Origin of the sequence: Nocardioides sp. (assembly GCF_030149505.1) — a bacterium.
Lineage (GTDB): Bacteria > Actinomycetota > Actinomycetes > Propionibacteriales > Nocardioidaceae > Nocardioides.
In genome coordinates, this window is sequence record NZ_JASBRN010000020.1 from 20,328 (window position 1) to 46,114 (window position 25,787).

The window sequence follows — 25,787 nt, forward strand, 5'->3', positions numbered from 1 at the left end:
GGCTGATGAGAGCCGACCGACGACCCCTCCGCAACGGGGTGGAGTGGGAGTTCGAGAGCGTCGCCTTCTCGCGCGACCTGTCACGCAACGTCGTGCGCAAGCTGCTCGTCGAGCGCGCCGAGCACGGCGGCTGGGAGCTGGACCGGGTGCGGATCGGCAACGACGGGGTGCGGCGGGTCGTGCTGCGGCGCAAGATCATCCGCGCGGTCCGGACGGCCTAGACGTCATCCAAGAAGCGGTCGAACACCCGCGCACCGAACTCCAGGGCGTCCACCGGCACCCGCTCGTCGACGCCGTGGAAGAGCGCGGTGAAGTCGAGGTCGGCCGGCAGCCGCAGCGGGGCGAAGCCGTAGGAGCGCATCCCGAGCTTGCGGAAGTGCTTGGCGTCCGTGCCGCCGGACATGAGGTACGGCGCCACGATGCCCTCGGGGTCCTCCGCGAGGATCGAGCGGTTCATCGCGGCGACCAGGTCACCGTCGTACGGCGTCTCCCAGGGCTGCTGGTGCGAGAGGTATTCGATGTCGATCCCCTCCCCCGTGAGCTCGGCGAGCGTGGCGAAGAACTCGTCCTCGAAGCCCGGGAGGAAGCGCCCGTCGACGTGGGCCGTGGCCTCGGTGGGGATGACGTTCACCTTGTAGCCGGCCTGGAGCATGGTCGGGTTCGTCGTGTTGGAGATGACCGCACCCAGCATCCGTGCGGCTCCGCCGAATTCCTCGATCAGGGCCGGGGCGTTCTCGGGGGTGGCCTCGGTGCCGGCGAGGTCCGCGACGGTGGCGAGCAGCACCTCCATCGTGGGCGTGAGCCGCACGGGCCACTGGTGGGCCCCGATCCGCGCGACCGCGGCCGTGAGCCGGGAGACGGCGTTGTCGGTGTTGATCATCGACCCGTGCCCGGCACGCCCCCGCGCGGTGAGCTTCATCCAGGCCATGCCCTTCTCGGCGGCCTCGACGAGGTAGACGCGACGACCGCGGACCGTGGTCGAGAAGCCCCCGACCTCGCCGACGGCCTCGGTGCAGCCCTCCAGGAGCTCGGGGTGGTCCTCGACGATGACCTGGGCGCCGTGGTGGCCTCCTGCCTCCTCGTCGGCGGTGAAGCAGAGCACGACCGGGCGGTCCGGGACCTGGCCCGCCCGGGCCCGGGCGCGCACGACGCTGAGAAGCATCGCGTCGAAGTCCTTCATGTCGACCGCCCCCCGGCCCCACACGTAGCCGTCGCGCACCTCGCCCGAGAACGGGTCGACCTGCCAGTCCTCCGCGGCGGCGGGCACGACGTCGAGGTGGCCGTGCAGCAGCAGGGCGTCCCTGCCACTGCTCTCGTCCCCCCAGCGGGCGACGAGGCTGGTGCGGCCGTGGAGCTTCTCCACCACGGTGCACCCGATGCCGACCTCGTCCAGGAGCGCGGCGACGTGCTCGGCGGCCTTCCGCTCCCCCGGGCCCTCCTCCTCGCCGTAGTTGGAGGTGTCGATCCGGATCAGGTCCCGGCACAGCTCCACCACCTCCGCCGCGGGGTCGTAGCCGCGGTGGGCCGTGGTGTCGGTGGTGCTGCCGGGGCTGTCCGAGAGGGGCGTCGACATGGGCCCCAGCATCGCACCCGACCGCCCACGCGCCCACGAGCGCAGGGGTGGGAGCGCACGGCGACCCGCGGAGGGGTGCCGATGCGGTGGTCGGGGTGCGGTTTTGCTACTGTTCCGACGCACTCGTCCGGGTGGCGGAATAGGCAGACGCGCTAGCTTGAGGTGCTAGTGCCCGTATAGGGCGTGGGGGTTCAAGTCCCCCCTCGGACACGGCACGGGACCGGCCCCTGACCTGCGACGAGCAGGCAGGGGCCGTCCTGCTTCCCAGACAGGGTGCGGGCCGGGTCCGGGCCCGGTTCGGTCTGCGTGCAGGCTCAGCGCAGGTCGCGACGGCGCAACCCCACGAGCCCGGCTGCGAGCAGCAGGGCCGCGACGGCGGTCATCGCCACCAGCGGTGTGGCCGAGAGCGCCTCGGCCGGGTAGCGGGGCGCGTGGTCGAAGACCGAGAACCGGTAGACCCACTCCGGCAGGTCCAGGACTCCCCCGAGCCACCCGATCACCGCCTCGAAGGCCAGCACCAGCCACCCGACCCAGGTCCAGCGCGGGGCCCAGCCGTAGGCCAGCACCAGCACCCCGACCAGCACCGCGATCGCCGGGAGGTAGACCAGCGGAGCGAACGAGATCTGCAGGCCCTGCGACGTGTCTCCGACGACGGTGGCGTACGACAGCCCGGAGCCCAGGCCTGCCACCAGCAGCAGCACGAGGACCCCGCCGCCGGCGACGGCGAGGTCGGAGAGGGTCGAGCGGACCCGACCGACGGGGCCCGCGCACACCAGCGCCGTGCGGCCCGCGGTCTCCTCGGTGAGCACCCGACCGGCGGCCCAGATCCCGTAGCCGGCGATCGTGAGGGCGATGACCAGCGTGAACGTGGCCTGGTAGGCGTCGATCATGGACGCGCCGCCGGTCGCGGCCAGGTACGCCGCCAGCGCCGGGTTGTCACGCACCATGTCCTGCATCGAGGTGCCCAGGGTGCCGATCAGCACCCCCAGCAGGCCCAGCGCCGCGGACCAGGCCAGCAGCCCGCCGCGCTGCTGGCGCCAGGCGAGCCCGACGGGACCCGACAGCGACCGGGCGGCCCGTGCGGGCCCGGGCCGCGAGGGCAGCAGACCGGCCGCGAAGTCGCGCCGCTCGGCCAGGCGCACCGCGATGACGAGCAGGGCCGCGGCACCCAGGAGCAGCAGCAGCACCGGCCAGGGCCGGTCCTCGGTGGGGATCCGGGTGGCCTGGGCCCAGCCGATCGGGCTGAACCAGACCGTCGCGTCGTCGCGGACGTCCCCGACAGCGCGGACGACGTAGAAGACGAGGAAGACGGCCAGCCCGGCGCCGCTGACCGTCCGGGCGTGCACGAAGACCTGGGCCAGGCAGAGCGTCAGCGCGGCCATGAAGATGCCCAGGCACGCCATCGCAGCGCCGTACACCAGCGAGTCGCGCACGGTCAGCGGCGTCCAGGGCAGCACCAGCGCCATCCCGGACCCGATCAGCAGGCAGGTGGAGCCGGTGGCGATCAGGGCGGCAGCCGCCCCCGCATGCCGTCCGACCTCGGTGGCGCGCACCAGCTCGGTGCGCCCGGACTCCTCCTCGGCCCGCGTGTGCCGCGACACCATCAGCACGGCCAGGATGCAGATCGCGCAGATCACCGTCAGGTAGGTCTCGTACATGACGATGCCGCGCAGCGAGTCCAGGCCCGTGGCCGGCCCGGCGAGGGCCACGGTGGCGGAGGATTGTGTGACCAGGCGTCCGTAGGCGTCGACCTGGGCCTGGTCCTGGTAGAGCCCGGCCTGGGCAGCGGCGCTGAAGTAGAGCACCCCGACCACGCCGAGCACCCAGGCAGGGATCCGGACCCGGTCGCGTCGCAGCGCCAGGCGCAGCAGCGCGCCGGTCCCCACGAAGCCGTCGGACGTCCTCATGCAGGCTGGTCCCCGCGTGCCGACGCCAGGCGGCCGGTCTCGTGCCTGGTCCCGGCCGGGTCGTCGTAGTTGCGCAGGAACAGCTCCTCCAACGTGGGCGGGTGGACGGCGAGCGACTCGATCCCCCGCTCGGCCAGGGCCGCCATCACCTCGCTCATGCGGCCGGTCTCGACCTCGGCCCGGACCTCACCGTCGACCTCCTCGAGCACCCGCAGGCCCGCGAGCTCCGCGAGCCCGTCGGGGCGCGCGAGCCGCACCGACACCGCGGTCCGGCTCGCCCCCCGCAGGTCGCGGAGCCGACCGGCCAGGACGGTCCGACCGTCCCGGATGATCGACACCCGGTCGCACAGGGACTCGACCTCACCCAGGATGTGGCTGGAGAGCAGGACCGTGCGTCCCTGCACGACCTCCTCGCGGACGACCTCCTGGAACTCAGCGGCCATGATCGGGTCCAGGCCCGCGGTGGGCTCGTCCAGCACCAGCAGCTCGACGTCGGCGCTGAGGGCGGCGACGAGGGCGACCTTCTGCCGGTTGCCCTTGCTGTAGCTGCGGCACTGCTTGGTCGGGTCGAGCCCGAAGCGCTCCAGCAGCTCCGCGCGCCGGGCCTCGTCGATCCCGCCGCGCATGCGGGCCAAGAGGTCGATGACCTCCCCACCTGTCAGGTTGGGCCACAGCGAGACCTCACCGGGGACGTAGGCGAGGTGCTCGTGCAGCCTGACGGCGTCGCGCCACGGGTCACGGCCCAGCACGCTCACGTCGCCGGCGTCCGCGCGCAGCAGGCCCAGCAGGATCCTGATCGTCGTCGACTTGCCGGAGCCGTTGGGTCCGAGGAACCCGTGCACCTCACCGGCCTCGACCCGCAGGTCCAGCCGGTCCAGGGCCGTGAACCGACCGAAGCGCTTCACCAGGTTGGAGACCGCGATCACAGCGTCCATGCCGGCAGTATCGCGCTGCTCCGACCCTGCCCGGACCGGTTCCGGGCGTCCCGCCGCGCTGGACCCCTCAGGTCCGTTCCCGCCTGGCCGATGCGGAGGGTCCCAGCCCCACCGGAGGGTCCCCCCGCCATGACCGCGCAGCCCCAGACCGCCCGCCCATGACCGCGCAGCCGTTCCCGCTGCCGCCGGCGCGGCCGTCCCTGGTGCGCCTGGGTGGCGCGGCCGCGCCGGACGGTACGGCGCTGCTCGGCCCGGCCCCGGAGGTCGACCTGGCCGCCGCCGCGACCACGGCGTTCGTGATGGCCGACCACCAGGTCGGCTGGCACGACATCGAGGACACCGTGGTCGTCTACCACTGGGTCCTGGGCGGCACCGGGGCCCAGGCGGGGCTCCCCGCCGGCCTCCAGGTCTTCCCGACCGCCGGCCAGGCGGCGTCCTTCCTGCACGGCCACCGGGCCCGGCAGGGCCGCGACGTCGCCTGCGGCTGGTGCCTGAGCGACCTCCGCCCGCCTCGCGACCTGGTGGAGGTCGACGAGTGCGCCGTCGCCACCACCCGCTACGTCTTCGCCGGCCACCCGACCCGGACCGGCGAGGCCCTGGAGATGCTGCTGGTCTACCTGTGGGTGGTGGCGACCTCGCGACCGCTCGGGGACGGCACCCGTGCCTACGACCAGGGCCGGGGTGCGCTGCGGTTCCTCCACTCCTGGCGGGTCGGGCAGGGGCTCGAGGAGCCCGGCACGTGCGGGCTGTGCGCGGACGCCGAGGGCGCCCGCGCCGCGGGCCCGGACGGGGGCCCGGACGGGAACCCGGTCGAGGAGCCCGCCGCCGACTGACCCCGGCTTCCCCAGGGCCTAGGCTCGGCGGGTGGCCACCCCCTTCCGTCTCGGCTTCGTGACCGGCGCGACCCCCGACAAGTGGGCTCGGACCTTCCGCGAGCGCAGCGGGCCGATCGAGCTGGTCCCCGTCGAGGAGGAGGCGCAGGAGCAGGGCGTGCGCGAGGGCTCCCTCGACATGGTCCTGGCGCGGCTCCCCGTCGACCGCGACGGACTGCACTGCATCGCTCTCTACGAGGAGGTGCCGGTCGCCGTCGTGTCGGTCGAGCACCCGGCCACCGTGGTGGAGGAGCTGACCACCGAGGACCTCGCCGACGAGCAGCTGGTGCACCCCGAGCGCTCGGGCTGGACCCCGCGCGCCGAGCAGCTGGACTGGCCGCCGATGAGCACCAAGGACGCCGTCGAGACGGTCGCCGCGGGCACCGGGGTGCTGGTCGTGCCCATGTCGATCGCCCGGCTGCACCACCGCAAGGACGTCACCCACCGGCCGGTCACCGACCTCCCGACCACGACGGTCGGCCTGGTGTGGCGCACCGACCACGACGACGAGCGGGTGCAGTCCTTCATCGGGGTCGTGCGCGGCCGCACGGCCAACAGCTCGCGCCGCTGATCAGCAGGCTGTTCACCAGGAGGTGCTGAGCGGGCGCCCCTCGGCGTACCCCGCGGCCGACTGGATGCCGACCACGGCGCGCTCGTGCAGCTCGGCCAGCGTCGAGGCGCCGGCGTAGGTGCAGGCCGAGCGGACGCCGGAGCAGATCTGGTCGAGCAGGTCCTCGACACCAGGGCGTGCGGGGTCGAGGTACATCCGCGAGGTGGAGATGCCCTCCTCGTAGAGCCCCTTGCGGGCCCGGTCGTACGCCGACTCGCCGGACGTCCGGTGCGCGACCGCGCGTGCGGAGGCCATCCCGAAGGAGACCTTGTAGGCCCGCTCGCCGTCCTCGACCAGGTCGCCGGGCGACTCGTGGGTGCCGGCGAACCAGGAGCCGACCATGACGTTGGCCGCACCGGCCGCCAGCGCGAGCGCGACGTCGCGCGGGTGGCGCACTCCCCCGTCGGCCCACACGTGGGCGCCCAGCTCTCGGGCGGCCGCCGCGCACTCCAGCACGGCCGAGAGCTGGGGCCTGCCGACCCCGGTCATCATCCGGGTCGTGCACATCGCGCCCGGTCCGACGCCGACCTTGACGATGTCGGCACCTGCCTCGACGAGTGCCCGGGTGCCCTCGGCCGAGACGACGTTGCCGGCCGCGACCGGGACCGCGGGGTCGAGCGCGCGCACGGCGGCCAGGGCCTCGAGCATCCGGTCCTGGTGGCCGTGGGCGGTGTCCACGACCAGGCAGTCCACGCCCGCCTCCAGCAGCGCTGCGGCCTTGGCGGCCACGTCGCCGTTGACGCCGACGGCTGCGGCGACCCGCAGTGCGCCACGCGCGTCCACGGCCGGGGTGTAGAGCGTGGCGCGCAGCGCACCGCTGCGCGTCAGCACGCCGACCAGGCGCCCCGCCGCGTCGACCGCGACCGCGAGCGCCGCCCGGGCGCGGTCGATGGCGTCGAAGGCGTCGCGCGGGTCGGTGTCGGCGCCGATGACCACGCTGGGCGTGCGCATGACCCGCTCGACCGGGGCGAACCGGTCCACCTCCGCGCAGTCGTGCTCGCCGACCACGCCGACGGGGCGACCGTCCTGCACCACGACGGCCGCACGGTGCGCCCGCTTGGGGATGAGCGCGAGCGCCTCGCCGACCGTCTGCTGCGGCTCGAGCTCGATCGGGGTGTCGAGGACGAGGTGGCGGGTCTTCACGTGGTCGAGCACCTGCCGCACCACGTGCTCCGGCACGTCCTGCGGCACCACTGCCAGACCTCCGCGCCGGGCGACGGTCTCGGCCATGCGCTTGCCGGCGACGGCGGTCATGTTGGCCACGACCACGGGGATGGTGGCCCCGGTGCCGTCGGTGGTCGACAGGTCCACGTCGTGGCGGCTGGCCACCGAGGAGTGTCGCGGGACCATGAACACGTCGTCGTAGGTCAGGTCGTGGGGCGGCACGGTGTCGTGGAGGAAGCGCACCGGCCCGAGCCTACGCGTCACGGACGTGCCGATCGGGTCCGTGGGCGGACGCGCCGCCGCTCACGCTCCTAGGCTGCGCGCGTGGGCTTCCTCGCAGCGCTCGACCGTGGACCGACCGCCCGCGCCGCGCTGGAGGCGATGACCGGCGCACCGGCGCAGGTCCTCGCCCGCGCGCCCGGCCGCGTCAACCTCATCGGGGAGCACACCGACTACAACGGTGGCGCGGTGCTGCCCGTGGCGCTGCCGCACGCGACCTGGGCGGCGGCGTCGGTGCGCACCGACGGCCGGGTGCGGGTGCGCAGCCTCCAGCGGCGGGACGATGAGGTCGCGGTCGAGCTCCCGTCCGTCGCGGCCTGTGGGCCGGGCCTGTCCCCCACGTGGGCGGGGTACGCCGTCGGGGTGCTGTGGACCCTCGCCCGCGCGGGCGTCCCGGTGCCCGGCCTGGACCTCGTCGTCGACTCCACCGTCCCCCTCGGCGCCGGGCTGTCGAGCTCGGCGGCGCTGGAGTGCGCCGTCGGGGCGGCCGTGCTCGGGGTGCTCGGCCGGCCGGTCGCCGGCGCCGACGCGGACCTGCTGGTCGACGCTGCGGTCGCCGCCGAGCAGCAGGTCGTCGGCGCGCCCACGGGCGGGATGGACCAGGCGGTCGCCGTCCACGGTCGCGCGGGCCACGCGGTGCACCTCGACTTCGCCACCGGGGCGGCCGCGGCCCGCCGGCTGGTCGCCCTCCCGCTGCACGAGCGCGGGCTCGCCCTCCTGGTCACCGACACCCGGGTCGCGCACGCCCTCGCCGACGGTGGGCCGGACGCCGAGCCGGTCGGGTACGCCGCGCGGCGGGCCGACTGCGAGGAGGCTGCCCGGCTCCTCGGCGTACCCTCCCTGCGGGAGGCGGTGCCCGACGCCGTGGAGGCGCTGCCCGACGGGCGGCCGCGGCGCCGCGCCCGGCACGTGGTGTCGGAGACGGCGCGGGTTGCGGCCTTCGTCGCGGCGCTCGAGCGCGACGACCGACGGGAGCTGGGCCGGCTGCTCGCCGGCTCCCACGCGTCGCTGAGAGACGACATGGAGGTCTCCTGCCCCGAGCTCGACCTGGCGGTCACGGCGGCGACCGGCGCGGGCGCGCTCGGCGCCCGGATGACCGGCGGGGGCTTCGGGGGCTCGACCGTGGCCCTGGTCGACGAGCAGTCCCTGGGGCTGGTCGCCGCGGCGGTGGACGAGGCCTTCGAGCGGGAGGGACTGGCAGCGCCCCAGCACCTGGTCGTCGAGGCGTCCGACGGTGCGTCCTGGTCGCCGGTCTGACGCGGGGTCGACAGCTCAGCCGGTCGCGGCCACCCCGATACGACCGGAGCGGAAGGCCTCCACGAAGAGAGCGTGGTCGGCGCGGACCCGGTCGGCGTAGCGCTTGCCGAAGTCCACCACCCAGTCGACCAGCTCCTCGCGCCGTTCGCCCACGGAGGCCACGACGGCCTCCTCGACCTGGAAGTCGACGAGGTCCTGGTCGCTGTCGGAGTCCGAGGCGCAGTGCACCTTCGCGGTCGCCCGCCCCAGCAGCCGCACGACCTGGCGGATCTCGTCGGGCTCGGTGAGGTCCTCCCACGACAGGTCCAGCTCGTAGGGCGAGACCTCCGAGACGACGTACCCCGTGCCGTCGATGTCGGTCCAACCCAGCAACGGGTCGGTGTGGGCCTGCAGCGCCCGCTGGCTGACGACCGTGCGGTGCCCCTCGTGGTCGAAGTCGGAGTCGACGTCGGCGGTGTCGACGAAGCGGCTCACCGCCGGCACGTTGGCCTGCTTCATCGAGAGCACCACGTCGTTGTCGAGGGCCTGGCTGTGGCCCTCCACCAGCAGGCTGTACGCCGGCAGCCCCGCGCTGCCGATGCCGAAGCCGCTCTTGCCGACCACGTCGCGCAGCTCGTAGAACAGCTCGCCGCGACGCTTGTCCGCCGGGATCGTGTCCAGGTAGCGCCGGTAGGCCTCGACGACGCGGCTCTGCTCCTCGACGCCGAGACGGCGCACCGTCGCATCCTCGAGGAAGACCCGCTCCCCCGCGTGCCGAGTCGTCTCGGAGTCCAGCAGGTCGGCGCGGCGGCGCTGCCGGGCGGCGACCAGCACCTGGTGGATCGGCCCGTCGGTGTTGTGGAGGTAGAGCGCGTAGTCGTCGGTCTCGCTCTGCACGTAGGCGTCGACCTGGTCGAGGTAGGCCCGGCAGTAGTCGGCGACCAGCGCGTCGACGTCCTCCTCCGGCAGCGCCTTCTGCCACCCGACGAGCGCGAGCGAGGCGGCGAAGCGCTGCAAGTCCCAGGTCCACCGGCCGAGGTAGGCCTCGTCGAAGTCGTTGACGTCGAAGACCAGCCGGCCGTCGCCGTCGAGGTAGGTGCCGAAGTTCTCCACGTGCAGGTCCCCGTGGATCCAGATGCGGCCGGACCTGTCGTCGACCCAGGCGGCGCCGGACTCCTCGTCGCCGGCGCCGTCGGCCGCGACGTCGGCGTAGAACAGACACGCGGTGCCGCGGTAGAAGGCGTGCGGGTCGGCCGCCATCTTGCGGTACTTCCCGCGGAAGGCCGCCGGGTCCGCGCGCACCAGCGGTGCGAACGCGTCGCCCAGGACCGCCACGATCTGCTCGGTGCGCTCGGTGTCGTGCCCCTGCCCCTGCCGCGTCGTCCTCGCCATACCCGGGAGCCTGTCCCCCTCGGGCGCCGGCTTTCTCACCCGGTCAGGTCACCCGACGGTCCTCCTGGGTCCTCCTCGGTCCTGCGTCGCGGTTGAGCCCGCGTACTCACCGCGATCGGGTACGCCGGCGCAGCCGCGCCCCCCGCGCCCGCGGCCAGGCTGCTGCCATGACGAACGACACCACGCCCCAGTCCCGCACCACCGCCGCCTTCCACGCCCAGGCCTGGATCTCCTTCGGGGCCGCGCTGCTCTCGATGGTCGTGGCCGTCCTCTGGCTGCCGGTCGACCCGTGGGTCCGCGCCTTCCTCGGCCTCGGCACGCTGTACCTGACGACCTCGGCCTTCACCCTGGCCAAGTGCGTGCGGGACCAGCAGGAGCTCAGCTCGGTCGCGAACCGCCTGGACCAGGCCCGGGTCGAGCGGATCCTCGCCGAGCACGACCCCTTCCGCGCGGTCTCCTGACCGGCACCACGGCAGTGGCGCTCACCACATGTGGCGCCCGGGTGGGGTGGATCCCCTGGACCTGGGCACCGTGGGCAGTGATCGACCACCGAGCAGAAGGAGCCGTCGTGACCGGACCGCTGACCGCCGTACGCCGCTTGACCTCGACCGCCACCGGGCTGGCGAGCGCCACCGTCCGCACAGGGGTGGGGGTGGCCTCGACCGCCGTCCACGGGGCGCTTCACCTCCTCCATCGCGGCGACGGGGCCAGCGGCACCCGCGCCGAGCAGCAGCCCGAGCCGGTCCGCGTGCCCACGCCTCCGGACCCCGCCGTGGCAGTCGCGAAGAAGCAGGCCGAGGCAGCGGCTGCGCAGAAGCCCGCCCGGAAGACGGCGAGGAAGGCTCCCTCCGCGAAGGCAGCCACCACGGCACCCGCGACCGCCGGGAAGGCCAGCACCGGGAAGGCCGGCTCTGGGAAGGCCGGCTCTGGGAAGGCCGGCACGAGGGCTGCGTCCCAGCCCGCCCCCAAGCCCGCACCGCCGAGGAAGAAGGCCAGCGAGGTCCCGCTCAAGTCCGAGCCGACCCCCGCCTCCGCGGCCCCGCAGGAGCCCGAGGGCCCGGACGTCCGCCCGGGTGACGGCGGAGCGACCGGTCTGGCCGAGGGGGAGCCGCTGCTCGACCCCGGCGTCGCGGCGCAGGTCCGCGCGGAGTCCGAGCAGCTCCGCTCCGCGGCCGAGTAGGCCGCAGCACGCCCCTGCAGGGGCCGCCCACCGGAGTCGGTGGGCGGCCCCTGCGGCGTGTGCGGGGCGTCCCACCGCTCAGGCGCGGACCCGCGGGTTGGGGGCAGGCGGGCAGACTCGGGGCGACTACTCCCCCGCCACCAGCCACGTCGAGACACCGAGGAGCCCGCGCGTGAGGTCGCTCAGGTCCACAGCCCGCCAGGTGAGGTCCACCGCCCAGGAGGTCACGCTCGCGGGCGTGCGCACCGGGCTCGCGCTGACGACGACGATGACCCTCGTGGTCCGCCGGGCGATCCGGCCCGACCCGCCGGGCGCGGGCTCCGGTGCGGCTCGCCCCGGGAGCGGTCGCGGCCCACGCTGACCGCGCCCCCGACGTACGACGAAGGGCCCCACCGCTCCGGCGGTGGGGCCCCTCGTGTCGTTGCTGCCGGGTCAGCGCAGCTCGGCGCTGGAGAGCCCGAGGATGCGGCGGGCCACGATCAGCTGCTGGATCTGCTGGGTCCCCTCGAAGATGTCGAGGATCTTGGAGTCCCGGGACCACTTCTCGAGCAGCTCGCCCTCGGAGTAGCCGACGGACCCGCAGAGCTCGACGCACGAGAGCGTGATGTCGGAGCCGACGCGGCCGGCCTTCGCCTTGGCCATGGAGGCCTCGAGGCTGTTGGGCTCGCGGTTGTCGGCCATCCACGCCGCCTGCATCATCAGCAGCCGGGCGCCCTCCCAGTCGGCCTCCATCTGCAGGAACTTCGCCGCGGCGGCGGACTGCAGGTGGGCGGGCCGGTCGTAGTCGACCTCGACGCCGGCCTGCGCGAGCAGGTCACGGGTGAGGTCGAGTGAGGCCTTGGCGCAGCCGACGGCCATCGCGGCCACCAGCGGCCGGGTGTTGTCGAAGGTGGCCATCGCGCCGGCGAAGCCCTGCTTGGTGTCGATCTCCGGGGAGCCGAGGAGGTTCTCCTTCGGCACCCGGCAGTTCTCGAAGATGATCGCCGCGGTGTCGGAGGCGCGGATGCCGAGCTTGTGCTCGAGCCGCTCGACCCGCATGCCGGGGGTGCCCTTGGCGACCACGAACGACTTGATCGCCGCGCGGCCCAGCTCGCGGTCCAGGGTCGCCCACACCACGATGTGATCGGCCCGGTCGCCGGAGGTGACGTAGATCTTCTCGCCGTTGATGACGTACTCGTCGCCGTCGAGCACCGCGGTCGTCTTGATGTTGGCGGAGTCCGAGCCGACGCCGGGCTCGGTGATCGCCATGCCGGCCCACACGCCGGCGAACCGCTCGGCCTGCTCGTCGTCGGCCACCGAGGCGATGGCGGAGTTGCCCAGGCCCTGGCGCGGCATCGACAGCAGCAGGCCCACGTCGCCCCAGCACATCTCCTGGATCGACATCACCGACGCGAGGTTGGCGCCGTTCTTCGTACCGGTGTCCTTCGTCTCCGGCTTCTCGTCGCGGCGGACGCCGGCGGCGCCCGCGCCCTCGGACGCGCCGGACTCCGAGAGCCCGTCGATCATGGCGGCGAGCATGTCCAGCTCGGTGGGGTAGGCGTGCTCGGCGCGGTCGTACTTGCGCGAGATGGGCCGCAGCATGTTCATCGCGACCTGGTGGGCCTGCGAGGCCAGGGGCTTGAGCTTCTTGGGGTCGTCCAGGGAGATGGCCATCAGACCAGCACCGTTCCTTCCATGACTGCGACGGCACGCAGGTCGCGGTACCACCGCTCGACCGGGTGCTCCTTGACGAATCCGTGCCCACCGAGGAGCTGGACGCCGTCGTTGCCGATCGCCATGCCCTTCTCGGCGCACAGCTTGCGGGCCAGGGCGACCTCGCGGCTGAAGTCCTTGCCCTCGGCCGCGCGGCCGGCGGCCTTGTAGGTGAGCAGGCGCATGGCCTGCAGCTCGATCGTGATGTTCGCGACCATGAACGCCACCGACTGGCGGTGGGCGATCGGCTCGCCGAACGCCTCCCGGGTCTTCACGTAGGGCGTGACGTAGTCGAGCACGGCCTGGCCGGTGCCGACGGCCAGCGCGCACCAGGCGAGGCGGGAGAGTCGCACGCACTCGGCGTACGTCGTCCCGTCGGTCGCGCCCAGCACGGCGTCGGCCGGGACGGTGACGCCCTCGAGGCGCAGGGTCGCGAGCGCGGCGGCGCGGATGCCCATGGAGGGGTCGGCCTCGACCGTCAGCCCGGGGGTGGAGGACTCGACGAGGAACAGCACCGGAGTGCCGTCGAGGCTGGCGCCGACGACGAAGAGCTCGGCCTCGGCGCCGCGCACGACACCGGCCTTGGCGCCGTCCAGGACGTAGCCCTCGGAGGTCCTGCGAGCGGTGGTGGAGGGCTGCAGGACGTCGAAGAGGACCGTCTTCTCCTGCAGCGCGAGCGCGGCCGCCGGGGCCTCGTCCTCGGTGAAGGCCGGGAGGTAGGTCTGCTGCTGGGCCTCGGTGCCCCACAGGCCGAGCGCGGTGGCGACCGAGCCGGGGCCGAGGGCGGCCAGCGCGATGCCCATGTCGCCCTTCGAGAGCGCCTCGGCGACGAGCGTGCCGGCCATGGCCGAGCGCTCCTCGGAGATGCCGCCGAGGGTCTCCGGCACGCCCAGGATGGGCAGGCCGAGCTGGAGGCCGGCCTTGATGACGCTGTCGGGGGTGGTGCAGGCCTCGTCGGCCTCGGCCGCCGCGGGACGGACGACCTCCTCGGTGTACTCCGTCACCGCGTCGACGAGCATCTGCTCGTCCTCGGTCGGGGTCAGGTCGAAGACGCCGGTCCGCTTGGCCGCCGGAACGCGGGTGCCCGGACCCTTGCCGCTGGCCTTCGCGAACGTCCGGCTCGCGGCCGTCACCGTGCGGAAGCCCTCGCGGGTGGTCGTGAAGACGACCTGCTCGGCCTGCTTGCGCAGACCGACGCGGTCGAGGAGGTCGCTCTGGGCCAGCTTGTTCAGCGCGGCGACGGCGTACCCGATGGGGTCCCGCTGCTCCGCGCTCGCCAGCCCGTGCCTGCCGCCGGGCGACAGGCGCGTCATGAGGCTCTTGCCGATGTCCATGCGGAGAAATGTAACTGTGAGTTACACATTGCGCTACAGGTCGTCTCGTGGAGCAGGTCACAGGGCTGCGTGGGGCGATGACTAGGGTCCTCGCATGGCCGAGACCACCCCGATCCCGCCGCCCGAGCACGCGCCGCACGGACCCCTCCCCACCGGAGGCACGGTGCGGCCGATCACGCGCTGGGGCACCCCGGTCATGCACCGCGCCCAGGAGCCGGTGACCTCCTTCGACGAGGAGCTGCGCTCGCTGGTCGCCGACATGGTCGCCACGATGTACGCCGCCGACGGGGTCGGCCTGGCCGCCTGCCAGATCGGCGTCGACAAGGCGGTCTTCGTCTTCGACTGCCCCGACGAGAGCGGCGAGCGCACCGTCGGAGTGGTCTGCAACCCCGAGCTCACCCTGCCCGAGGGCAAGGACCGCAACCTCGACGACTCCGACGAGGGCTGCCTGTCCTTCCCGGGCGCGTTCGTCGAGCTGGCGCGGCCCGACTGGGCCTCGGTCACCGGCCAGGGCCTGGACGGCGAGCCGGTCTCCTTCGCCGGCGACGGTCTGCTGGCCCGCTGCCTCCAGCACGAGACCGACCACACCCGCGGCACCGTCTTCGGCGACCGGCTGCCCACCAAGGCCCGCAAGAAGCTCACCAAGGAGCACGACCGCCTCGCCGAGGACTACCCCCTCGACTGGCCGGCCTCGGACGCCTGACTCGGCGCTGGTTCAACGGTGACTCGGCGCTGGTTCGAGCGTGAGTCGGCGCTCGCCGAGTGACCCTCGAATCCGTGCCGAGTGACGCTCGAACCCGTGCCGAGTGACCCTCGAATCCGTGCCGAGTGGGCGGGTCAGCGGCGGGCGGTGACGTAGCAGGCGACGGCGGCAGCCGCGGCGACGTTGAGCGAGTCGATGCCTGCGGCCATGGGGATGATCGCGCGGCGGTCGGCGGACTGCTCCCAACGGGTGGACAGGCCGTGGCCTTCGGAGCCCAGGACCAGGGCGACGCGGTCGAGCCCGGCCACCGCCTCCTCGAGGGGTACGGCGTCGGGCGCGAGCGTGAGCGCCACGCTGGTGAACCCGCGTGCGGACAGGTCGGGCAGCGCGCCGTGCCAGTCCGGCACGCGGGTCCAGGGCAGGGCGAAGACGGCCCCCATCGCCACCTTGACCGATCGGCGGTAGAGCGGGTCGGCGCAGCGCGGGCCGAGGAGCACGGCGTCGACCCCGAGCGCTGCGCCGGAACGGAACGCGGCGCCGACGTTGGTGTGGTCGACCAGGTCCTCCAGCACCAGCACGAACCTCGCGCCCTCGAGCACCTCCTCCACCGGCCGGTCGGGGCGCCGGTGCAGGGAGGCCAGCGCGCCGCGATGGACGTGGAAGCCCGTCACCTCCTCGGCGAGCGCCTCGGAGATGACGTAGCAGGGCGCGTCGGAGGTCTCCAGCACGTCGGCCAGGCCGTCCAGCCAGCGGGGCGCCATGAGGAACGACCGGGGCGTGAAGCCGCCCTCGACCGCCCGGCGCACGACCTTCTCGCCCTCGGCGAGGAAGAGGCCGTGCTCGGCCTCGAGTGCGCGGCGCAGCTGGACGTCGCGCAGGTCTCGGTAGTCCCCGAGTCGGGGGTCGGCGGGGTCGTCGATCTCGACGAGGTGCGCCACGTCAGTCCTGCCCGGCGGCGCCCGCGGCACCGGCCGCCGGGCCACCGGCGACGTGGGCCGCACGGTCGGGCACCACGACCTCGGGGGCCGGGTAGTGCTCGGGACGCGCCACAGCGACGACGTCGCCGACGACGATGATCGCCGGCGGTCGGACGGACTGGGCCTCGATGTCGGCGCCCAGCGCGCCCAGCGTCGTGAGGACGGTCCGCTCCTCGGGCATCGTGCCCTCCACGACGACCGCGACCGGCGTGCTGGCCGGGCGGCCTCCGGCGACGAGCACCTCGGCGATCGCCCCGGCGTTGTGGACGGCCATGAGCAGCACCACGGTGCCGCGCATCCGGGCCACCGCTCCCCACTCGACCAGCGACTGGGGGTGGTCCGGGGGCAGGTGGCCGGAGATGACGGTGAACTCGTGGGCCACGCCGCGGTGGGTGACGGGGATGCCGACGGCCGCCGGCACCGCGATCGAGGAGGTGATGCCCGGCACGACGGAGACCGGCACACCGGCGGCCTGGCAGGCCAGCACCTCCTCGTAGCCGCGGCCGAAGACGAAGCCGTCGCCGCCCTTGAACCGCACCACCCGCTTGCCCTCGCGGGCCCTCGCCACGATGACGTCGTTGATCGCCTCCTGCGTGGCCGAGCGGCCGCGCGGCAGCTTGGCGACGTCGACCAGCTCGACGTGGGCGGGCAGCTCGTCGAGCAGCTCGCGGGGGGCCAGCCGGTCGGCGACGACGACGTCGGCCGAGGCGAGGGCCTGGCGGGCCGCGACGGTGGCCAGCGCGGGATCGCCCGGTCCGCCGCCGACGAGGACGACGCCGGGGGTGCGGTCGTGCGTGGCGCGTGCGCTGAGGGTGCCGTTCTGGAGCGCTCCCATGATCTCGTCGCGCACGCCGGCGGACTTGCGCGGCTCGCGGTTGGCCAGCACCGCGACGGTCAGCCCCGCGTGCCGTCCGACGGCCGGGGTCCACGCACTGGCCGCCGACGCGTCGTCGGCGCGGACGCAGAAGATCCGCCGCCGCTCGCACTCGGTCGAGACCAGCTCGTTGGCGTGCGGGTCGTTGGTCGCCGCGACGACGTACCACGCGTCCTCGAGGTCGCCCGGCTCGAAGCGGCGCTGCTCCCACGTGATCTCGCCGGCCAGGCCCTCGAGGGCCGGGGTGACCTGGGGCGAGACCAGCAGCACGTCGGCGCCCGCGGCGATGAGGGCGGGGACCCGCCGCTGGGCCACGTGGCCGCCGCCGACGACCACGACGCGACGACCCGCCAGCCGCAGGCCGACGGGGTACGGCGGGTGGTCCCCCTCGGGGGACGGACCGTCCTGGGACTCACCGAGCATGCGGTCCATCCTCCCCCAGCAGGGTGGCCGCGCGGCCCGCTGAGGGTGGTGGTCCGGCCTCCGAGACGCGGCTACGTTCGAGGACATGACCTCTCTCGACCGTCCCGTGACCCCGAACCCCTACGACCTGCTGCCAGCGGTCCCGTCGTTCGCGGTGACCAGCACCGACGTCAGCGACGGCCAGCCGCTCGGCTCGGGCCAGGTCGCCGCCGAGGGCAACACCTCCCCGCAGCTGTCGTGGGAGCCCGGCCCCGAGGGGACCAAGAGCTACACCGTCACCTGCTTCGACCCAGACGCACCCACCCCCAGCGGCTTCTGGCACTGGGTCCTGGTCGACCTGCCGGCCGACTGCACCTCGCTGGACACCGGTGCCGGCGCCGAGGGTGCGGACCTGCCCGGCGGTGCCTTCATGTGCCGCAACGACGCCGGGGGCAAGGGGTTCATGGGTGCCGCTCCTCCGCAGGGCGACCAGGTCCACCGCTACTTCTTCGTCGTGCACGCCGTGACCGAGGAGAGCCTCGGCGTCGACTCCGACGCCAGCCCGGCGGTCGTGTCGTTCAACCTGGTCTTCAAGACCGCCGCGCGCGCGATCCTGCACGGGACCTACCAGCACTGACCCGCGCCCCCGCGTCGGTGCTCACCGCCGGCGCCACGGTGGCCGCCTCGTGCCGCAGCCAGGTGGCCACCGCTGGGTCGCACCGGTCGGGGTCGGTCAGCCACGCCACGCAGGCCTCGTAGCCACGGGTGACCCCGTTCGCTGCGTCGGCCGCTGCGGCGAGGACCAGCGAGGCGGCGCCGGGCAACGGCTCGCTGCCGCTGGTCTCCGCGCGCAGCCGGCTCGGGGCCGCGAGCAGCTCGTCGTCGGAGACCGCGTCGCGGCGGCGGCCGCGCAGTGCGGTCGCGGCCGCCCCGAGGTAGCCCGTGGTGCCGGGCCCGAGGGCGTCCTCGATCTCGGCGACCAGGTCCTCCAGGTGCCGCTCCAGCAGCCAGGTGGGCATCCCTCGGCCGGCGAGGACGCGGGAGAGCCAGTCGACCTGGCCCAGGCAGCCGTCGCGCGGCAGCTCGCCCAAGGTGACCAGCCACGCGGAGTCGGTGCCGGCGAAGCGGGCTCCGCGCTCGGCGTACCTCTCGCGGTAGTAGGGCTCGGCCTCGAACGTGCGGTGCGCCGCCCGCAGCGCGGCGCGGAGGCGTACGGCGTCGAGGGTCACGGAGTGGTGGCCGGCGTCGCGGTGGGCCACCCCGGAGTCGGGGCCGCGGTGCTGTGCCGAGCGCACGAGCGCGTCGACGACCCGCTCCCGGGCGCGGTGGACCTCCGGCAGGACGTCGTCCTCGGCGTGGCCCTGCAGCAGCAGGCGCAGCCGACCGGGATCCTGGGTGCCGGCGACGAGCGAGACGCGCTCGACCCCGACCACGGCGGCCCAGGTCGCGGCGTCGCTCACCTCGCCGGTGCGGTCGCGGTCCGCCTCGGCCAGCAGCAGGTCGACCGCGCGGCCGTCGTCAGGCTCAGCCATCGACCGAGCCGCTGTCGGAGGTGGGTCCAGCAGTGGGTGAGACCTCGGGGTCGACGGGCAGCGCCGTGACGACGACGTTGGACAGGTACCGCGTGCCGTCCCAGTCCTCGCAGGTCAGCAGCACCAGCCGCCCGTCGACCTCCTGGCTGAAGAGCTCCGCGGCCCGCTCGGCCAGCCGGCCCTTGCGGTAGACGCGCACGGTCTCGACGACGTACTCCATCGTGCGCAGGGCCCCCTCGCCGTCCTCGGTGCGCGTGCTACGCACCAGGACCTGGTCGCCCTCGACGAGTGTCTCCAGGTCGTCCAGCGCCCCGCCGCCGGAGTGGACCGTGTGCCCCACGACCAGGGCACTGCCGGTGGCGGCTCCGGGCTGGGCGCCGTCGGCCCACCAGCCCAGGACCTGCGGGTCGGCCGGCGGCACGAGCGTGCGGTCGGGCGCCTTGATCGGCAGCACGGGGGCGTCGACGTCGAGGGTGGGGACGATGACGCGATCGGGGTAGCCGGGCCGGATGCGGGCGTACGTCGCGTCCTGGGTCGTGTCGACACCGGGGAGGGCCGAGCCGCTCGGGGCCGCAGGGGTCCCGGGCGTAGCCGAGGGCGGAGCCGGCTCCTCGCCCCCGATCCAGACGAGCACGGCCACCAGCGCCAGCACGAGGGCGGTCGCAGCCGCGACCGAGCGCCTCGGGCGGTCACGCACGTAGTGCCACAGGTCGACAGGAGCGGCCGAGAGGTCGCGCGTCGCCGAGGTGTCCACGAGGTCCAGCCTGCCCGATGGGTGCCGGCGGGACACCCGCCGGGGCCCGCCTAGCCTCCCCGGGGCTGCCCCGGACAGCGGTCCAGCACCAGCACCGCCCGATCGTCGTCACCGCGCGGAACCTCGCGCAGGACCCGGTCCGCGAGCCCCGGGAAGCCGGCGGCGAGCGCGGTGCCAGCGGTGCTGCGCAGCCAGTCGATGCCCTCGTCCAGGTCGAGACCGGGCCGTTCGACGACCCCGTCGGTGTAGAACATCAGCGCGTCGCCCGGTGCCAGGACGCCGGTGCTGTGGTGCAGCTCCGGCCGGCGCTGGACGCCGAGGGCCGTGCCTCGGGCGCTGTCGACCTCCCACTGCGCCCGCGAGGCCCGCCAGACCAGTGCCGGCGGGTGGCCGGCGCTGTGCAGGTCGTAGGAGCCGGAGCGCAGGTCGACCAGGACGTGGACCGCGGTGGCGAAGGTCTCGTCGGACTCCTGGCGCAGCAGGAAGTCGTTGGCGGCCTCGACGAGGCCCACCGGGGGCAGCGACCCGATCAGCCCGCCCAGGGCTCCGGCGAACTGCAGGGCGTCGGTCCCGGCCGCGACGCCCTTGCCGACCACGTCGACCAGCACCATCTCCAGCGTGCTGCGGTCCTCGGCCAGCCGGGCGACCATGAAGTCGCCGGCGTACCCCACGTCGTGCGCGGCGACCATGGCCGACTGGCAGCGCCACCCGTCCGGCAGCGGCGGCACGGTGCCCTGCCGTCGCAGCCGGTCGCGGAGGTCGGCGAGCATCGCGCCGCCGAGCGGGACCGGCAGCCCCGAGCGCTGGCGTCGGGACTGGAACAGGATGAGGGCGGCGCCGATGACCAGGGCGAGCATCCCGGACGCGCGGGCGCTGCCGAAGTCGCCGTCGCGCAGCCCGTCCACGACGGCCAGGCAGAGCGCCCCGGAGACGGTCCAGGCACTCAGCACGACCAGTTGGCGGTGCTTGAGCAGCAACATGCCCAGCACCAGCCAGACGAAGTAGGTGCTCACCGGCATGACCGAGTAGTAGGGCAGCGAGATCGCGAAGCAGCCGGAGATGAGGACCAGCAGGACCGCGAGCGTCGCCCACTGGCTCGAGGACGTGCCGCTGCGCCACCTGCCCACCAGGTCCGGCCACGGTCGCGATCCCACGTCGTGACCCTAGGGGGTCGGGACGACCGGCGCCGTCGTACGGCGACGCCGAGGGGGTGGGCTGGCGCGACGCCGTCCCGGGCACCGTGGGGGTCCGGGCGCTGGTGACCCATCGCCGGCGCCACCCCGACGCCCCTCGGAGGCCTCGTGAGCGACCACGTCTGCCCCTTCTCCACTACCGGGACCGGTGCTCCGGCGCCGAGTGACCGCAACAGCCTGACCGTCGGCCCGGACGGCCCGATCCTGCTGCACGACCACCACCTCGTGGAGCAGATGGCGCACTTCAACCGCGAGCGCATCCCCGAGCGCAACGTCCACGCCAAGGGCTCCGGCGCGTTCGGCACCCTCGAGATCACCGAGGACATCTCCCGCTGGACCAAGGCGGCGGTCCTGCAGCAGGGCGCTCGCACCGACGCCCTCGCCCGGTTCTCCACCGTGGCCGGTGAGCTCGGCTCGCCCGACACCTGGCGCGACCCCCGCGGCTTCGCGCTGAAGTTCTACACCTCCGAGGGCAACTGGGACCTCGTCGGCAACAACACCCCCGTCTTCTTCGTGCGCGACGTCATGAAATTCCAGCACTTCATCCGCAGCCAGAAGCGTCGGGGGGCCAACGGGCTGCGCGACAACGACATGCAGTGGGACTTCTGGACGCTCAACCCCGAGTCCGCCCACCAGGTCACCTACCTCATGGGCGACCGCGGCATCCCCCGCAGCTGGCGACACATGAACGGCTACGGCAGCCACACCTACCTGCTCTACAACGAGGCCGGCGAGAAGTCGTGGGTGAAGTTCCACTTCATCTCGGAGCAGGGTGTCGAGTGCCTGACCCAGGACGAGGCCAACCGGATCGCCGGCGAGGACTCGGACTTCCACCGGCGTGACCTCTTCCAGTCGATCGAGGCCGGCGAGCACCCCTCGTGGCGCTTCCGCATCCAGGTGATGCCCTACGAGGAGGCGAAGACCTACCGCTTCAACCCCTTCGACCTGACCAAGGTGTGGCCGCACGAGGACTACCCGCTCCACGACGTCGGGACGCTGACCCTGCACACCAATCCCGAGAACCACTTCGCCCAGATCGAGCAGGCCGCCTTCGAGCCCTCGGCCGTCGTGCCCGGCATCGGCTTCTCCCCCGACAAGATGCTCCTGGGCCGGGTCTTCTCCTACGCCGACACCCACCGCTACCGGATCGGCCCCAACTACCAGCAGCTGCCGGTCAACCGGCACCGGGTCGAGGGCGCCTACACCTACCAGTTCGACGGGCCGATGGCCTACGACCACACCGGCGACAGGTCGAAGTACGCACCCAACTCCTACGGCGACCCGTTCTCCGACCTCACGGGACCGGCCGCGGACGGCTGGGAGACCGACGGCGAGATGGTGCGCGAGGCCTACACGCTGCGTGCCGAGGACGACGACTTCGGCCAGGCCGGGACCCTGGTGCGCGAGGTCTTCGACGACGCCGCCCGGGAGCGGTTCGTGGCGAACGTCGCGGGCCACCTCGCCGGCGGGGTGTCCGCCGAGGTCCTCGAGCGGGCCTTCGACTACTGGCGGCAGGTGGACGTCGAGATCGGCAAGCGGATCGAGGAGGCCGTGCGCGCCGGGGACCACGGCGACCCCGCCCCGCACCCGACCGAGGCCCGCGAGGTCGTGCCGGGCTGAGCCGTGGCCGGTCCCGACGCTGCCGACCACTAGGGTCGGGGCCCGTGTCGCGACGTCGCCGTGAGCGGGCCCCGGTCCTGGTCAGTGCCCACCGGTGCGGCGCGGGCACCGATCGGTCGCGCGAGAACAGCCGGGCCGCGCTGGACGACGCCGTCGCGATGGGCGTGGAGTACGTCGAGTTCGACGTCCAGCGTCTTGGCTGCGGCTCCCTGGTTCTGCTGCACGACGACGAGGTCGAGATCGAGGGGCGACGGGTCCCGCTCGGCCGGCTCACCCTCGCCGAGCTGCGCCGGGTCCACCCCGACGTGCTGGGCTACGAGGAGGTGCTGCGGGCGCTCGCCGGCCGCGCCATGGCGCACGTCGACCTCAAGTTCACCTCTCCCCCGGCGGCGTACGAGGTCGCCTCGACCACCCACGAGGTGGCTGCCGCGCGCCTGGCCGTGGAGCTGCTCGGCGTCGACGCCGTCGTGGTGACCACCCTCGAGGACGACTCCGTCCGCGCGGTGCGCGACTGGGCCGACGCCGAGGGCCTGGACCTGCTCGTCGGGCTGTCCCTGGGGCGCAGCGTCCGCGGGCTTCCCGTCGTGCGCCAGGTCCGGACACGCTGGTCGGAGCTGCGGCCGCACCTGCGCCTGACCGGGTCGCGGGCCAACCTCGTCGTCGCCAAGCACACCCTGGCGCGGCTCGGGGTCGCGGCCTACGCCCGCCGCCGCGGCCTCCCGCTGCTGGTGTGGACTGTCGACACCGAGCGCTCCCTGCGCTACTGGATGCGCCCGGGCCGCGCCTGGCTGGTGACCAGCAACGAGCCCGCGCTCGCGCTGAGGGTCCGCGACCTCGGAAGAGCAGGTCCCGAGGTTCCTAGGATGAGCGCGTGAGCAGCGGGGCGACTGGGACGACCAACGTGCGCACCGACGTCCTCGGCGAGCCGTGGCTGGCCGAGACGATCCCGCTGGGCCACGACGACGAGGGGCCGGTCGTCGCGACGCTCGTGTCCTGCCGTGCGGCCGAGCCGACGGGTCGCGCGGTCCTGCACGTGCACGGCTTCGCCGACTACTTCTTCCAGACCGAGTACGCCGCGTGGTGGCTCGAGCGCGGCTACGACTTCTACGCGATCGACCTGCGCAAGTACGGCCGCTCACTGCTGCCGGGGCAGACCGCCAACCACGTCACCGACCTGCGAGCCTACGACGCCGACCTGGACGCCGCCTGGCAGCGGATCACCGCACGCGACGGGCACGAGCACGTGGTGGCCTCCGCCCACTCCACCGGTGGCCTGACCCTGCCGCTGTGGCTGCACCGGCGCCGGCCGCGCGAGCTGGCCGGGGTGGTGCTGAACTCGCCCTGGTTGGACCTCCAGGGCAGCCTCCTGGTCCGCACCCTCGGGTCGCTGGTGCTCAAGGAGCTGGGCCGCCACCGTCCCCTCCACGAGATCCGCCGGGACGTGAGCGGGGTCTACGCCCGGTCGCTGCACCGCGACCACGAGGGCGAGTGGGACTTCGACCTGGCCTGGAAGCCGATCGAGTCCTTCGCCGTCCACGCGGGGTGGCTGCGGGCGGTCCGGCACGGCCACGCCCGGCTGCAGCGGGGCCTGGACGTGCCGGCGCCGGTCCTGGTGCTGTCCTCGGACCGCTCGGCCTTCCCCCGCGAGATGGTCGAGGACGTGCACGAGACCGACGTCGTGCTCGAGGTGCCCCAGATCCGGCGCTGGGCCACGGCGATCGGCTCGCGGGTCACCTACGTCGCGGTCGCCGGGGCGCGCCACGACGTGGTGCTGTCCCGGCAACCGGCCCGCGAGCAGGTCTACCGCGAGCTGGAGCGCTGGTGGGCGGCGTACGTCGACGACCCGACGGCCTGACCCACGCCCGGACGGTCCCCCACCCGGGTCGAGGTCGCGGCTAGGTTGACGCCATGAACCCTGTGACCGGACTCTCCCTCGGCCGGATCGTGATCGGCGCCGCCTCCCTGGCCCGCCCCGACGCGACGGTCGGCGCCATGGGCCTGGACGTGGCCAAGAACCCCCAGTCCGCCTTCGTGATGCGCCTCTTCGGTGCCCGTGAGGTCGCCCTCGGGGTGGCGACCCTCGTGTCCTCGGGCCGCGGCCGCACCGGCCTGGTGCTGCTCGGTGTCGGCGTCGACGCCGCCGACGCCTACGCGGGCCTCGTCGGGCCCAAGACCGACGGGATCGAGCAGCGCGCCGGGACGGTCATGACCGCGGTCGCCGGTGGCGCAGTGCTGGCGGGCCTGCTCGGCCTGCTCCCCCGCCGCTCCCGCAAGGCCGCCGCGGTCACCGCGGCCGCCGCCACTGCGGGCAAGCGCGCCAAGAAGTAGTCCCCGACGCACGGCACCGGCCGGGACCCCGCGGGGTCCCGGCCGGTGCTGGGTCGTGCTTCTCCCCGGGGGGGTCAGGCCGTCGGCGGCTCCGAGCCGTCGGCACGCCGCGGGTTGGCGGCCTGGGCGGCCTCCTGGATCGCGGCCTGCACCGCCTCGTGCGCGCCCGCGCCGGCGGAGGAGGTCTCCGGCAGCTCGGGCTCGCTGGAGCCCATGTCCACGCGCGTGGCGGGGCCGTCGACCTCCTGCGGGATGCCCGCCAGGTTGTTCATGGTCGAGCCCAGGCCCTCGAGCGCCTTGCCGATCTCGCTGGGGACGATCCACACCTTGTTGGCGTCGCCCTCGGCGATCTTCGGCATCATCTGGAGGTACTGGTAGGCCAGCAGCGACTGGTCCGGGCGACCGTCGTGGATCGCCTGGAAGACCGTCTGGATGGCCTGGCCCTCACCCTGGGCTCGCAGGATCGCTGCCTCGCGGTCGGCCTGTGCGCGCAGGATGCTGGACTCGCGGTCACCCTCGGCAGTGAGGATCGCCGACTGCTTCTGGCCCTCGGCGGTGAGGATCGCCGACTGCCGCTCGCCCTCGGCGGTCAGGATGGCCGCCCGCTTGTCGCGGTCGGCGCGCATCTGCTTCTCCATCGAGTCCTTGATCGACGGCGGCGGGTCGATGCCCTTGATCTCGACACGGTTCACGCGCACGCCCCACTTGCCGGTGGCCTCGTCGAGCACGCCGCGCAGCCCGCCGTTGATCGACTCACGGCTGGTGAGGGTCTCCTCGAGGTCCATGCCACCCACGATGTTGCGCAGGGTGGTCATGGTCAGCTGCTCGATCGCCTGGATGTAGTTGGCGATCTCGTAGGTGGCAGCCACCGAGTCGGTGACCTGGAAGTAGATGACGGTGTCGATCGAGACGACGAGGTTGTCCTCGGTGATCACCGGCTGCGGCGGGAAGCTGACCACCTGCTCGCGCATGTCGATGACGTAGCGGACCTTGTCGATGAACGGCACGACGATGTTGAGTCCGGGGTTGAGGGTGGTGCGGTACTTCCCGAAGCGCTCGACGATGCCCGCGCGTGCCTGCGGCACGATGCGCACCGTCTTGGCGAGCACGGTGAGGACGAACAGGAAGACGACAGCCAGCAGGATCAGGATCGCGACGCCCATGCTGCTCCTTCGTTGGGGGGCGGGTGTCTGGTCAGGGTGTGTCGGGGGTCTGGGGGGACCGCGTGAG

26 protein-coding genes and 1 tRNA gene are annotated in these 25,787 nt (G+C 73.7%); 14 read left to right on the top strand and 13 right to left on the bottom strand.

The genetic code is table 11. From position 1 onward, the window contains the following. Positions 1-5: 5 nt before the first annotated feature. The gene (locus Q1V71_RS03750; protein ID WP_300640876.1) at positions 6-221 is read left to right on the top strand and encodes a DUF5703 family protein; all 216 of its coding nucleotides are present in this window, start codon (positions 6-8) and stop codon (positions 219-221) included. Here Q1V71_RS03750 and Q1V71_RS03755 read toward each other — a convergent pair. After that, a complete protein-coding gene (locus Q1V71_RS03755) occupies positions 218-1,573 on the bottom strand; it encodes a M20/M25/M40 family metallo-hydrolase (RefSeq protein ID WP_300640878.1) in 1,356 nt (451 codons plus the stop codon). The two genes, Q1V71_RS03750 and Q1V71_RS03755, sit on opposite strands and share 4 nt — an antisense overlap. Before the next feature lie 125 nt (positions 1,574-1,698). Here Q1V71_RS03755 and Q1V71_RS03760 point away from each other — a divergent pair. Beyond that, positions 1,699-1,783: transfer RNA gene (locus Q1V71_RS03760), tRNA-Leu, on the top strand. Between the two features lie 104 nt (positions 1,784-1,887). Here the strand turns inward: Q1V71_RS03760 and Q1V71_RS03765 are convergent. Beyond that, the gene (locus Q1V71_RS03765) at positions 1,888-3,480 is read right to left on the bottom strand and encodes a hypothetical protein (RefSeq protein ID WP_300640880.1); all 1,593 of its coding nucleotides are present in this window, start codon (positions 3,478-3,480) and stop codon (positions 1,888-1,890) included. Beyond that, the gene (locus Q1V71_RS03770; protein ID WP_300640882.1) at positions 3,477-4,415 is read right to left on the bottom strand and encodes an ABC transporter ATP-binding protein; all 939 of its coding nucleotides are present in this window, start codon (positions 4,413-4,415) and stop codon (positions 3,477-3,479) included. The genes Q1V71_RS03765 and Q1V71_RS03770 overlap by 4 nt, the downstream gene beginning before the upstream one ends. A gap of 158 nt (positions 4,416-4,573) precedes the next feature. On the opposite strand from Q1V71_RS03770, the gene Q1V71_RS03775 reads away from it, so the two are divergent. Together Q1V71_RS03775 and Q1V71_RS03780 are read left to right on the top strand one after the other, a co-directional pair. After that, positions 4,574-5,248: a hypothetical protein gene (locus tag Q1V71_RS03775; protein WP_300640884.1), complete on the top strand. Its 675-nt coding sequence runs from the start codon at positions 4,574-4,576 to the stop codon at positions 5,246-5,248. A gap of 31 nt (positions 5,249-5,279) precedes the next feature. Beyond that, a complete protein-coding gene (locus Q1V71_RS03780; RefSeq protein ID WP_300640886.1) occupies positions 5,280-5,858 on the top strand; it encodes a LysR family substrate-binding domain-containing protein in 579 nt (192 codons plus the stop codon). A gap of 12 nt (positions 5,859-5,870) precedes the next feature. Here the strand turns inward: Q1V71_RS03780 and Q1V71_RS03785 are convergent, their stop codons facing one another. Next, complete coding sequence (locus tag Q1V71_RS03785; RefSeq protein WP_300640888.1) at positions 5,871-7,304, bottom strand: GuaB1 family IMP dehydrogenase-related protein; 1,434 nt, start codon at positions 7,302-7,304, stop codon at positions 5,871-5,873. Positions 7,305-7,385: 81 nt separating this feature from the next. Here Q1V71_RS03785 and galK point away from each other — a divergent pair, with 81 nt between their 5' ends. Further along, on the top strand, positions 7,386-8,597 hold the full coding sequence (gene galK / locus Q1V71_RS03790) for a galactokinase (protein WP_300640890.1): 1,212 nt from the start codon (positions 7,386-7,388) through the stop codon (positions 8,595-8,597). Between the two features lie 15 nt (positions 8,598-8,612). On the opposite strand, the gene Q1V71_RS03795 is transcribed toward galK, so the two are convergent. Then, positions 8,613-9,968 (bottom strand): DUF2252 domain-containing protein, encoded by a 1,356-nt coding sequence (locus Q1V71_RS03795; protein WP_300640892.1) that lies wholly within the window; start codon positions 9,966-9,968, stop codon positions 8,613-8,615. 167 nt (positions 9,969-10,135) lie between these two features. Here Q1V71_RS03795 and Q1V71_RS03800 point away from each other — a divergent pair, with 167 nt between their 5' ends. The 3 genes from Q1V71_RS03800 (at position 10,136) to Q1V71_RS03810 (ending at position 11,509) form a co-directional block, all read left to right on the top strand. Continuing rightward, a complete protein-coding gene (locus Q1V71_RS03800) occupies positions 10,136-10,429 on the top strand; it encodes a YiaA/YiaB family inner membrane protein (protein ID WP_300640894.1) in 294 nt (97 codons plus the stop codon). 107 nt (positions 10,430-10,536) lie between these two features. Next, positions 10,537-11,148 carry a hypothetical protein gene (locus tag Q1V71_RS03805; RefSeq protein ID WP_300640896.1) on the top strand — a complete coding sequence of 204 codons (612 nt, stop codon included), beginning with the start codon at positions 10,537-10,539 and terminating at the stop codon, positions 11,146-11,148. 172 nt (positions 11,149-11,320) lie between these two features. Further along, on the top strand, positions 11,321-11,509 hold the full coding sequence (locus Q1V71_RS03810) for a hypothetical protein (RefSeq protein WP_300640898.1): 189 nt from the start codon (positions 11,321-11,323) through the stop codon (positions 11,507-11,509). Positions 11,510-11,580: 71 nt separating this feature from the next. On the opposite strand, the gene Q1V71_RS03815 is transcribed toward Q1V71_RS03810, so the two are convergent. Both Q1V71_RS03815 and Q1V71_RS03820 read right to left on the bottom strand, forming a co-directional pair. Next, positions 11,581-12,801: an acyl-CoA dehydrogenase family protein gene (locus tag Q1V71_RS03815; protein ID WP_300640900.1), complete on the bottom strand. Its 1,221-nt coding sequence runs from the start codon at positions 12,799-12,801 to the stop codon at positions 11,581-11,583. Further along, on the bottom strand, positions 12,801-14,174 hold the full coding sequence (locus Q1V71_RS03820; protein ID WP_300640902.1) for an acyl-CoA dehydrogenase family protein: 1,374 nt from the start codon (positions 14,172-14,174) through the stop codon (positions 12,801-12,803). Before Q1V71_RS03820 ends, Q1V71_RS03815 begins: the two co-directional genes overlap by 1 nt. Before the next feature lie 94 nt (positions 14,175-14,268). Between Q1V71_RS03820 and def the strand changes: the two genes are divergently transcribed. Further along, the gene (def, locus tag Q1V71_RS03825; RefSeq protein ID WP_300640904.1) at positions 14,269-14,877 is read left to right on the top strand and encodes a peptide deformylase; all 609 of its coding nucleotides are present in this window, start codon (positions 14,269-14,271) and stop codon (positions 14,875-14,877) included. Between the two features lie 134 nt (positions 14,878-15,011). Here the strand turns inward: def and Q1V71_RS03830 are convergent, their stop codons facing one another. After that, the gene (locus Q1V71_RS03830; protein ID WP_300640906.1) at positions 15,012-15,815 is read right to left on the bottom strand and encodes an RNA methyltransferase; all 804 of its coding nucleotides are present in this window, start codon (positions 15,813-15,815) and stop codon (positions 15,012-15,014) included. A gap of 1 nt (position 15,816) precedes the next feature. Then, positions 15,817-17,151 (bottom strand): uroporphyrinogen-III C-methyltransferase, encoded by a 1,335-nt coding sequence (gene cobA, locus Q1V71_RS03835; protein ID WP_300640908.1) that lies wholly within the window; start codon positions 17,149-17,151, stop codon positions 15,817-15,819. A gap of 85 nt (positions 17,152-17,236) precedes the next feature. On the opposite strand from cobA, the gene Q1V71_RS03840 reads away from it, so the two are divergent. Next, entirely contained in the window at positions 17,237-17,767 is a 531-nt protein-coding gene (locus tag Q1V71_RS03840; protein WP_300640910.1) for a YbhB/YbcL family Raf kinase inhibitor-like protein, read from the top strand. Here the strand turns inward: Q1V71_RS03840 and Q1V71_RS03845 are convergent. The 3 genes from Q1V71_RS03845 to Q1V71_RS03855 are packed head-to-tail and all read right to left on the bottom strand — an operon-like array spanning position 17,721 to position 20,570. Further along, the gene (locus tag Q1V71_RS03845; RefSeq protein ID WP_300640912.1) at positions 17,721-18,662 is read right to left on the bottom strand and encodes a hypothetical protein; all 942 of its coding nucleotides are present in this window, start codon (positions 18,660-18,662) and stop codon (positions 17,721-17,723) included. The genes Q1V71_RS03840 and Q1V71_RS03845 overlap by 47 nt on opposite strands. Next, positions 18,655-19,416 carry a class F sortase gene (locus tag Q1V71_RS03850; protein WP_300640914.1) on the bottom strand — a complete coding sequence of 254 codons (762 nt, stop codon included), beginning with the start codon at positions 19,414-19,416 and terminating at the stop codon, positions 18,655-18,657. Before Q1V71_RS03850 ends, Q1V71_RS03845 begins: the two co-directional genes overlap by 8 nt. A 50-nt stretch (positions 19,417-19,466) precedes the next feature. Continuing rightward, positions 19,467-20,570, bottom strand: a complete 1,104-nt coding sequence (locus Q1V71_RS03855) for a PP2C family protein-serine/threonine phosphatase (protein WP_300640916.1) — start codon at positions 20,568-20,570, stop codon at positions 19,467-19,469. A 147-nt stretch (positions 20,571-20,717) separates the two neighbouring features. On the opposite strand from Q1V71_RS03855, the gene Q1V71_RS03860 reads away from it, so the two are divergent. The 4 genes from Q1V71_RS03860 to Q1V71_RS03875 are packed head-to-tail and all read left to right on the top strand — an operon-like array spanning position 20,718 to position 24,557. Next, entirely contained in the window at positions 20,718-22,229 is a 1,512-nt protein-coding gene (locus Q1V71_RS03860; RefSeq protein WP_367280119.1) for a catalase, read from the top strand. Positions 22,230-22,273: 44 nt separating this feature from the next. After that, positions 22,274-23,104, top strand: coding sequence for a glycerophosphodiester phosphodiesterase (locus tag Q1V71_RS03865; protein WP_300640918.1), 831 nt, complete (start codon positions 22,274-22,276; stop codon positions 23,102-23,104). Continuing rightward, positions 23,101-24,084, top strand: coding sequence for an alpha/beta hydrolase (locus Q1V71_RS03870; protein ID WP_300640919.1), 984 nt, complete (start codon positions 23,101-23,103; stop codon positions 24,082-24,084). The genes Q1V71_RS03865 and Q1V71_RS03870 overlap by 4 nt, the downstream gene beginning before the upstream one ends. Positions 24,085-24,137: 53 nt before the next feature. Continuing rightward, positions 24,138-24,557: a hypothetical protein gene (locus tag Q1V71_RS03875; protein WP_300640921.1), complete on the top strand. Its 420-nt coding sequence runs from the start codon at positions 24,138-24,140 to the stop codon at positions 24,555-24,557. A 74-nt stretch (positions 24,558-24,631) separates the two neighbouring features. On the opposite strand, the gene Q1V71_RS03880 is transcribed toward Q1V71_RS03875, so the two are convergent. Continuing rightward, positions 24,632-25,720 carry an SPFH domain-containing protein gene (locus Q1V71_RS03880; RefSeq protein WP_300640923.1) on the bottom strand — a complete coding sequence of 363 codons (1,089 nt, stop codon included), beginning with the start codon at positions 25,718-25,720 and terminating at the stop codon, positions 24,632-24,634. Between the last annotated feature and the right edge of the window lie 67 nt (positions 25,721-25,787).